2 protein-coding genes are annotated in these 1,462 nt (G+C 63.4%); one reads left to right on the forward strand and one right to left on the reverse strand.

The window, feature by feature from the left end:
* Positions 1-858: aconitase family protein (locus AAFM29_RS17260; protein WP_341713960.1), on the reverse strand; the 858-nt coding region annotated here is incomplete at its 3' end.
* 336 nt (positions 859-1,194) lie between these two features.
* On the opposite strand from AAFM29_RS17260, the gene AAFM29_RS17265 reads away from it, so the two are divergent.
* Positions 1,195-1,462: hypothetical protein (locus AAFM29_RS17265; protein WP_341713961.1), on the forward strand; the 268-nt coding region annotated here is incomplete at its 3' end.

Below are 1,462 nucleotides of genomic sequence, written 5' to 3' on the forward strand. Positions count from 1 at the left end.
GACCACGCCGACTTCGCGCAGCATCTGGACGCAGGTCAGCACGAGGTCGGTGGCGGTGACGCCTTCGGCCATCGCGCCGGTCAGCTTGAAGCCGACGACTTCGGGGATCAGCATCGAAACCGGCTGGCCGAGCATCGCGGCCTCGGCCTCGATCCCGCCAACGCCCCAGCCCAGAACGCCAAGACCGTTGATCATGGTGGTGTGCGAGTCGGTGCCGACGCAGGTGTCGGGATAGGCGATGTCCGCGCCGGAGGGGTCCTTCGACGTCCACACGCCCTTGCCGATATGCTCAAGCTTCACCTGTTGGCAGATGCCGGTGCCCGGGGGCACGGCGTAGAAATTGTCGAGGCTCTTCGCACCCCACTTGAGGAAGTCGTAACGCTCGGCATTGCGCTGATATTCCAGCTCGACATTCTTCTCGAACGCCTTGGGGTGGCCGAATTCATCGACCATGACCGAGTGGTCGATGACGAGGTTCACGGGAACCTGCGGATTGATCTTCTGCGTGTCGCCACCCAGCGCCGAGATGGCATCGCGCATCGCGGCAAGGTCGACGACGCAAGGCACGCCAGTGAAATCCTGCAGCAGCACGCGCGCGGGGCGATACTGGATTTCGGGGTGCGGAGCCTTGGGGTTGTTCTGCCAGTCGACGATTGCCTTGGCATCGTCCTTCGACACGGTGAAGCCATCATCCTCGAAACGCAGCATGTTTTCGAGCAGGACCTTCAGCGAAAAGGGAAGGCGCGAAACATCGCCCAGCGCCTCGGCGGCCTTGGCCAGCGAGTAATAAGCGTATTCCTTGCCGCCGACGGTCATCGTCGTGCGGGTGCCGAGCGTGTCGTTGCCAACTGCTGTCATGCGAGCATTTCCCTCTTCGGTCTGTCGCGCGCCGTCACTGGCCAGGCTTGGCAGGACTCGCGCGGAGTGTTGCGGATGCACAATAGGTTTGCGCGCGCGATGGGCCGAAACGGCGTTTTCGTCAAGGTGAACATGGCTCAGACAAAAGGACTATATGTCGCTTCGCGCCCCGGAAATGCGCGGATTCAGCCAGCAGAAAGCCAAGTACGGGGATAATCATTGCCCGGCGCTTATCTGGAACCGCGCATTGGCGCATGGCGTTCTCATGGGGAGAGCGCGTTGCGTGCATCTGCGGGATGTACCGCGCGCCGAGTGATACAAGAGGAAATTGGGTTGATGTCCGCCACCGTGAAATTCGCTGGTCTGAACCGTTTGGCTTGCAGCGCGGGGGTGCTTGCCCTTTGCGCATCGTCGATCGCGCCGACGGCGGCCATGGCGCAGCAGGCGCCGCGGCCCAATAATGTGATGGTCCGCGATCTGCCCGCCAGCCAGCCCGCGAAGCAGGACCCGGCCTCCCCCGTCACCACCGATCCGGCGGCCGTGGGCGGACAGCCCGCGATCCCGGCGCCTTCTCCGAACAGCCAGACGTCGATGGACTCGCGCG

The sequence above is a fragment of the Erythrobacter sp. genome (genome assembly GCF_038133525.1).
GTDB lineage: Bacteria > Pseudomonadota > Alphaproteobacteria > Sphingomonadales > Sphingomonadaceae > Qipengyuania.